Origin of the sequence: Piscirickettsia salmonis LF-89 = ATCC VR-1361 (genome assembly GCF_000297215.2) — a bacterium.
Taxonomy (GTDB): Bacteria; Pseudomonadota; Gammaproteobacteria; order Piscirickettsiales; family Piscirickettsiaceae; genus Piscirickettsia; species Piscirickettsia salmonis.
In genome coordinates this window covers 1-6833 of record NZ_AMFF02000042.1, presented here as the reverse complement: position 1 = coordinate 6833, position 6833 = coordinate 1, and the positions used below count along the sequence as shown (strand labels likewise).

Here is a 6833-nt window from a genome sequence, read left to right as displayed (position 1 = left end):
TGCGGGTTGTCACTTATTATTTTTACCCCCTTATTCTCCTGATTTAAACCCGATAGAGCATGTATGGTCACCGCTTAAAAATAGGGTTCGCATGAAGCTTGATCAAGATGAAATAAATTTAGAGACAGCGCTTAGTCAAGTAATGAAGTCAATGTCAGAAACTATTCGTTGAGTGCTATAAAACCACCGGCACCGCGGATGTACGTTTTAAAGATGACCCATGGCCGCTGACTGAAAAAGTCTTGTCGAGTGAGGACTTTAATAAAAATATTAATTTTTATAATCATTCAAAAACCAGTGGGCCGGGCGGTGATTTAGGCTTTAATATTTTTGTCGCTAACCCCAGTGAAACCACCGTCCTCTATATTGCCCTGCCCTGGCTGTGCATCGGCTATGGTAATTACTGGCGGGATAACCCCATTAACATTATCAGTCACACCAAGCGCAAGATCCTCTCTGAAGATTCCGGTTACTCGATGAGCTTAAACGGTGTGTGGAGTCAGTGGAATACCATCACCCAAGTCTATAGTGATGAAAATGTCTTTACTGTGAACTTTCCCATTTCATTCCCGATTGCGTGCACGAATGTCGTAATCACTGCCTTAGACCCGGATCAACTCAGCGGCAATGACATGATCCCTAAACTCTGCTCACGTTCACAATCGAGCTTTCAGATGATGTTTAGCCCAGGCTTACAAGCGGCTGGGTTCTCGTATTTTGCAACCGGTTATTAAAAGGGGAAATAATGAGCACAGACTATTATTATGCACATTACAATGATGATAACGGTGAGATTATCGGCCTATACACCAGTGCAGCGCCGCCGGTGTATCAATACCCCGTGCCCGGTAATCCCACTGAAATCAACATTGATACCTCACAACTGCCGACGCCGTGGATCACGATCACTGAGAACCAATGGTTAGAGATTATCAACTCACCGGGCAAGTACATTATTAACAATGATCAAGTTGCACTCACACTCACCGGGGAGGCTCTGGCTCAAACTCTCATTGCAAGCAATATCAAAGAGATTAAAACCCGGCGTAATCTAGAAATGAATCAGCCGATTACGTATAAAACGATGCAGTTTGATACCAACGAACAATCGCAGTTTAATATTGAGCGTTCGATTAGAAAGTGGGACAGTTTAACGGTATTAGTGAATGATAGATTAGGCTGGATTTTATCCAACAATTCGGTGTATTACGTGAGTCTAACTGAGTTACAAGAACTCGAGAATCTCATTACCCATCGCGTTGAATTACTTTATGCCTACTCTGGGATTTTAGAACAGCAAGTCACAGCAACACAAACAATCATTGATGTAACTACGCAAAACTGGGACGTGCTCGCCCGTCAAGATGAAATCTTGGCCATTTTGCAAGGGGCAGCCTAATGCTCAACTCCGGTGATGTCGTCGCTTATCGCGGTAATAGTGTTATCTCAAGCATTGTGCACTGGTGGACAGAGTCGCCCTACTCGCATATTGGTGTCATTTGGAAAATCAAAGATCAATTATTTTTTGTCGAGGCGCTGATTTTTAAAGGTGTGCGCATTATCCCCATCGATAAACTCCCTGCTAACTATGACGTGGTTAAAACCCAGGTCACCCTACTCGGTGAGGCTGAGGCATTTATTTTGCAGCACTTGGCCGATGATTACAGCTTAATTGATGCGATACGTGCCGGCTTAGGTCTTAAGCAAAAAGACCACACAGGTTGGCAATGTGCTGAATTTGCCGCACAGATTTTAAAGCGCTGCGGCTTACGCTTGCCTGAACGTGAAAATCTTACCCCGATTGAATTAATAACACTCATCAAACAAGGTGCATGATGTATAGCGTGATCAAAAGTTTTTGGGCCTATGGCGTCGGTGGCGTCCTGGTCATTGTCATTATTTTTGTTTGGCGTTATGAAATGAGGCAAAGTGCCCAGTATGAGCTGCGCCATGAAATTGCTCAAACGAATTGGAAACACAACACTGAAACCTTTTATTCAGAACAGCAACGCTTAAAACAGATTCAACAACGCTATTTTGCCGAAGCAGCCGCTACCGATGAGGAGCATGATGATGTGGATCACGCCTTACTTGAATCGCTGCATGCCAGCAAAAACTGGTCTGCTACTGATATTCCTAACGCCATTTTTATTAAGTTGTGCCAAGCCAAACTCGTTGATCACGCACAGTCACATCGATGCGAGTCCGCCGTACAGTCTGCTCAATCGCTGCAAAACAACAAAAATCCAAGGACAAACCAATAAAGCTGCGCTGACCTGGGGCGTGGAAAATTACCAATCATTAGAACAATGCAATACACAAATTAATCATTTGCGGGAATTTTATCATTTAGAAAAAATTAAACCATAACTGACTGACTCTAAGTCAAAAAGGCACTCCCTGTGCAAGCAACTTTATTGTTGCACTAAGGAGGGCTTATATCCTGACTTAGGTGAAAGTCAGGATTCTTTGCTTATACAGACAGCTCGCCATCGTGGAAGAACAACTGATCTACCAGCTACTTTGTCTTTTTTCTTGTGGCTTAGCCATATTGACTTTTAAGTTACGGCCACCAGAGTCTTTCCCATCAAGCTCAAGAGCTGCCTGCGCTTGTTCCTGAGTTTGAAACTCAACAAATGCAAATCCTTTTGAGCGCCCCGTATCACGATCAGTAATCACTCTTGCGCTAATCACTTCACCGTACTTTGAAAACATCTCTACTAGGTCGCGGTCTTCAACAGAATATGTCAAATTCCCTACATATAATTTCTTCATAAAAAATCAGTCTCACTAAATCATTCTTAAGTTGCCGTGTTCACACCCGGCTATAAATGGACTCTAAGGCCCAGCTCCATGTTGAAGATTGAATTTTATCAAACCAAACATAGATGGTGCATATTAACATAAGCAGTCATGCTCAGATAGTTTTGTGGTAACCACACTGAACCGTAATATGCTGATGGCATACATATAAAAATTAAGTACAGTCAAACAAATATGTTTTAAGCGATAACATGCTACGGATCTCGAATCTAACGACCCATCAATTATTAAAATAACCTAATACATTCTCATAAGCTTTATCGTCTAGGTTCACTTAATACTTTATAACGAGTCCAGCCGCCACGACCATTTTTATATTCATACCTCATGACATAATTCTTTTCTTTTAAGCGCGCAACACTTGTTTTAACAGCTCCCACTTTGCACCCTACTTTTTGAGAGATTTCAACTAAAGTGAGCGGTCGTGTCACTCTATCTTTATGGTATGAAGCTTGTTTATAAATAAACATAAAAATATCTTTCTGCACACCTACTAGTAAATTCACATCAGGAGCTGAAACTTTAATATCTTCCTGTGTTCGGTTTGTGTTCACTTTGTGTGCGGTTTTTCTATTAGATTAGACTTTACCTCAACTTCTAACGCATTCTCTGATAATACTGTTTTTCTTACTACCTCTTCTTGTGCATGGTTCGTGTTCACTTTGTGTACGGTTTGTGTACGGTTTTCATCTATTAGATCAGACTTTACCTCAACTTCTAACGCATGCTGAGATAATTTAGACTGAATCTCTTTTTCTTCTATATCTAAATCATATGGACGATCGTCAGCAGCAATATTAACTCGTTGTCGTTTACTTACTGGAGCTTTCTTAGCTTTATTTTTTGTTTTTTTAAGAAGAGCGCTTAAATCCACAATATCACCCTACATAAATTAATTCATGCAACATTCTTACTTTGCTTTTTCTTTCCTTTGCGAATTACCGATGGCGGATTTTGAAGCTCTTCAACCCAATTATTAATACCTAGTACTTCACGAGTAAATTGATCAATATCCTCTCTTATTCCTGTTTTTTTAGCCTTCTCGAAAATAGAAACAGCATCAAATACTGCATTTTTAAGGCTTGTATCCACTCGAATCACAACAGGTAATATCTTACTAATCAAGTCAGGATTTTTAGCTAATTGATGCAAATAAATAGTTCCTAATTTTTCACGTGCATCATATCGATTCCAAACTATTTTCTCTTTAAATTTAAGTTTAAACTCTTTTCTTATTTTTTTTAGTTCAGCCAGTGTAAACTCTAGCCCATCCATCGCGTATGGGTCGGGGTTAATTGGTACAATAACAGTATCAGAGCCACAAGTAGCAGCTGTATTAATTTTATTAATTGCTGGAGGACAGTCAATAATTACAAGATCATAATTATTTCTAACCGATTTTAACATATCTCTAATCATATCTTTTAAATTGGAAGCTGACTGGGTTAATTCGATATCTAGTCGAGAATTATTCAAATTAGATGGAATAATATCGATCATTTCGTTAACACTAACAATAGCGTCTTCAATAGAAGTGTTATCACGAACCATATTTAATAAAACAGGCCTATTTCTAGAATTCACATTAAATGAAGTCGTTAAGTTGCTCTGTTGATCAACATCAATAACTAAAACCCTAGCTCCATAATGAGCTGCACGACAAGCTAAAGAGTAGGATAACGAAGTTTTACCCACTCCCCCTTTCACAATCTGAAAAGATAAATTTTTCTTAGGATATTTAAATCCTCGTTCTATTAATAAATTTCTTATTCCCTCTGGAGTAATAACTTTGCTTCGAGAATTAATAGTATAAGTTTCAATATCAAGAGACTTTAAAATCTTGTAAACACCCTGAACTGTATTAACACCTAAGACCTCTAGCAAATCACCAGCAGTTAAGTAGGCTTTCTCTTTGCTCATAACATACACTCTGTTTCAATATCTACGTTTGTTTACATAATAGTTGTAACTTAGCACTTGTCAATATAATTATGTTAATAACCCTTACTTTCCCTAGTTTTCTCAACAATGGGAAAATAACGTGTGTATGCTTTGTGTACGGTTTATCTTAACAATGTGGAAATAGTGTGTGTACGGTTTGTGTCTACTTTGTGCTAAGTTTGTGTACGGTTTTAGTGGAAAAACAAAAAAATGTTTTTAGCGCTAAAAATCTGAAAATGTGTACGGTTTGTGTCTACTTTGTGTATTATTTGTGTACGGTTTTATATGTCTACCTCGTGTGCGGTTTGTGTCTACTTTGTGTATTATTTGTGTACGGTTCTTTAAAGTAACTGAAAGCCTTGTACTACATAGCTTTAAAGAAAAAATTATACGCTTTTTGATATGGAATTAATTGCACACTAAATTTTCAAAAAATGAATTTTTTTTGACGTGAATTACATTTATGCTTATAAGGCATTTTTAACTAACACCTTGATTTACTTAGTTTGCTAGCTATTGCACTGTTTTTTCTTGGATGCTAATGTTTAATCGAAATTAACAGATACTTAAATTTATGCGAAAACAATAGATAGATAAAGAGAAAAGCCCAAGGGAAGATGTTTATTTAGTTTGGCCACCAAGTTAACATCCCCCAAGGAAGACAAATCTAGTATAAGAAAGTTGTATTAATTAATCAACTTTACTAGTGCTTTATATCTATCTCCAAAATGGAGATACCATGTATACCGTATTCAATGATGACGTTATGCGTAACGTCGAACAAAAGGTAAACTACCACCCTGGGTGCTTGCGAGTCATCCATTACCTTACTCGTCGAGCTAAAAAAAATGGCACTGTACAAGCAAGCGCTAGCTACATTGCAGATGCTGTCTGCCTAAGCGTACGGCACATTAAACGAATTTTAAACATGCTACGCAAAGCAGGGGTCATTCTAACCGACTCCGTTAAAACAGCCCGTTACAGCAACACCATTAACGTCATTACATTAATTCCTGGGCTTGGTGAATCTTTATACAAAAAAACTAAAAATGATGAAAAACAGAACAACACAAATAAAACTAATTGTAATGAAAATATGGAGTCACCCCCTAGTGACATTCATGTCACTCAAAAGAACTTAGATGAGGAACCTAGTTTTGATAATAACCATCCACGACCAAAACAAAATATCCAAGAAAGTGGTAAACCTGCTGTTGTTGTTATTGAAGACAGTCTGCATCAATTACGAGAAGCCAAGAATCAAGACTCAAATAATACTTTAATCGATGAACTTATTTTAGAAACAGAAGGCTATTTAGCTGAAGCCAAAGAACTTGAAAAAACGACAGTAGTTATGTCTGAATACTTAGGAAAAAATGAGGACTATTGTGTAACTCAGTCTTTAACAAATGATTTGCCCTTAAAAACAGCAAAAGTCACAAATCCATGTAGTCAATCCTATTATCATGAACAACAGGCTATTCATTCAGATTCTCAGCAACAAGTAACTAACCCAATGAGCTCAGCTTATTGGCAAGAAACTAACAAGCAAAAGACAAGAGAAGCTGTGAAGTTTAAAAGAGTATTGACTGATAAACACCTTAAACGACTTACGTACTTATCAAATCGTTTTGGTAATAAGGTGCATGAAATGGTATGGTTTCTTAAAAATGAATATCTTGATGAAGCTTATTCAATTGATAAGGTTATGGGTATTTTAAGTGCAATTGCACCGAAGTTTAGTAAGCCTATACAGATGCCTTAACTTTTCAGGATATGTTCGACTTCAGATAAGTAAGCGCCCTCCGTCATCTGAAGTGCAACACTCAGTAGAGAGTTCATATTCATACAGATAAACTCTCTAGTTCGCCTTTTGACTTAGAGGGTAGAGATGGTTTATCGGCACTTAAATGAAAAAGATCGTTTTTATATCGAACAACGGTTATCAGAGGGAGACTCGCTCAGATCAATTGCTAGAGCACTTGGCTTTTCTCCTAGCACGATTAGCCGTGAGATTAAACGGCACACCCCAATCGATTTTAAAGGTCTTTATTGTCACCGGCTTACTT

The 6833-nt window shown here is 38.1% G+C and carries 12 protein-coding genes; 8 read left to right on the top strand and 4 right to left on the bottom strand.

The annotated features are described in order from the left end of the window. The 6 genes from C200_RS15365 to lysC all read left to right on the top strand — a co-directional run. Positions 1 to 172: transposase (locus C200_RS15365; RefSeq protein WP_033923692.1), on the top strand; the 172-nt coding region annotated here is incomplete at its 5' end. Positions 173 to 242: 70 nt separating this feature from the next. Beyond that, complete coding sequence (locus C200_RS04810; protein WP_016211381.1) at positions 243 to 734, top strand: gp53-like domain-containing protein; 492 nt, start codon at positions 243 to 245, stop codon at positions 732 to 734. An 11-nt stretch (positions 735 to 745) separates the two neighbouring features. Beyond that, complete coding sequence (locus C200_RS04805) at positions 746 to 1399, top strand: DUF4376 domain-containing protein (RefSeq protein WP_016211382.1); 654 nt, start codon at positions 746 to 748, stop codon at positions 1397 to 1399. Beyond that, on the top strand, positions 1399 to 1836 hold the full coding sequence (locus C200_RS04800; RefSeq protein WP_016211376.1) for a C40 family peptidase: 438 nt from the start codon (positions 1399 to 1401) through the stop codon (positions 1834 to 1836). Before C200_RS04805 ends, C200_RS04800 begins: the two co-directional genes overlap by 1 nt. Next, positions 1836 to 2264, top strand: a complete 429-nt coding sequence (locus tag C200_RS04795; RefSeq protein ID WP_016211378.1) for a hypothetical protein — start codon at positions 1836 to 1838, stop codon at positions 2262 to 2264. Before C200_RS04800 ends, C200_RS04795 begins: the two co-directional genes overlap by 1 nt. Next, on the top strand, positions 2176 to 2370 hold the full coding sequence (lysC, locus tag C200_RS16875) for an Rz1-like lysis system protein LysC (protein WP_418312554.1): 195 nt from the start codon (positions 2176 to 2178) through the stop codon (positions 2368 to 2370). Before C200_RS04795 ends, lysC begins: the two co-directional genes overlap by 89 nt. A 141-nt stretch (positions 2371 to 2511) precedes the next feature. On the opposite strand, the gene C200_RS04790 is transcribed toward lysC, so the two are convergent. From C200_RS04790 to C200_RS04775, 4 genes are all read right to left on the bottom strand, one after another. Beyond that, positions 2512 to 2775: an RNA recognition motif domain-containing protein gene (locus tag C200_RS04790; protein WP_032126138.1), complete on the bottom strand. Its 264-nt coding sequence runs from the start codon at positions 2773 to 2775 to the stop codon at positions 2512 to 2514. Positions 2776 to 3080: 305 nt separating this feature from the next. After that, positions 3081 to 3377, bottom strand: a complete 297-nt coding sequence (locus tag C200_RS04785) for a hypothetical protein (protein WP_033923694.1) — start codon at positions 3375 to 3377, stop codon at positions 3081 to 3083. Then, entirely contained in the window at positions 3374 to 3697 is a 324-nt protein-coding gene (locus C200_RS04780) for a hypothetical protein (protein ID WP_033923693.1), read from the bottom strand. The genes C200_RS04785 and C200_RS04780 overlap by 4 nt, the downstream gene beginning before the upstream one ends. A 23-nt stretch (positions 3698 to 3720) precedes the next feature. After that, entirely contained in the window at positions 3721 to 4743 is a 1023-nt protein-coding gene (locus C200_RS04775) for a ParA family protein (protein WP_016211377.1), read from the bottom strand. Between the two features lie 760 nt (positions 4744 to 5503). Here C200_RS04775 and C200_RS04770 point away from each other — a divergent pair. Then, entirely contained in the window at positions 5504 to 6529 is a 1026-nt protein-coding gene (locus C200_RS04770) for a helix-turn-helix domain-containing protein (RefSeq protein ID WP_032126388.1), read from the top strand. A 126-nt stretch (positions 6530 to 6655) separates the two neighbouring features. Continuing rightward, on the top strand, positions 6656 to 6833 hold a 178-nt coding region (locus tag C200_RS14860; RefSeq protein WP_080750118.1), incomplete at its 3' end, for a helix-turn-helix domain-containing protein.

Excerpts from the sequence above, each read along its gene's own strand:
- C200_RS04775 (WP_016211377.1), bottom strand. The coding sequence starts at position 4,743 with ATGAGCAAAGAGAAAGCCTACTTAACTGCTGGTGATTTGCTAGAGGTC.
- C200_RS04790 (WP_032126138.1), bottom strand. The coding sequence starts at position 2,775 with ATGAAGAAATTATATGTAGGGAATTTGACATATTCTGTTGAAGACCGC.
- C200_RS04800 (WP_016211376.1), top strand. The coding sequence starts at position 1,399 with ATGCTCAACTCCGGTGATGTCGTCGCTTATCGCGGTAATAGTGTTATC.
- C200_RS04770 (WP_032126388.1), top strand. The coding sequence starts at position 5,504 with ATGTATACCGTATTCAATGATGACGTTATGCGTAACGTCGAACAAAAG.
- C200_RS04795 (WP_016211378.1), top strand. The coding sequence starts at position 1,836 with ATGTATAGCGTGATCAAAAGTTTTTGGGCCTATGGCGTCGGTGGCGTC.
- C200_RS04805 (WP_016211382.1), top strand. The coding sequence starts at position 746 with ATGAGCACAGACTATTATTATGCACATTACAATGATGATAACGGTGAG.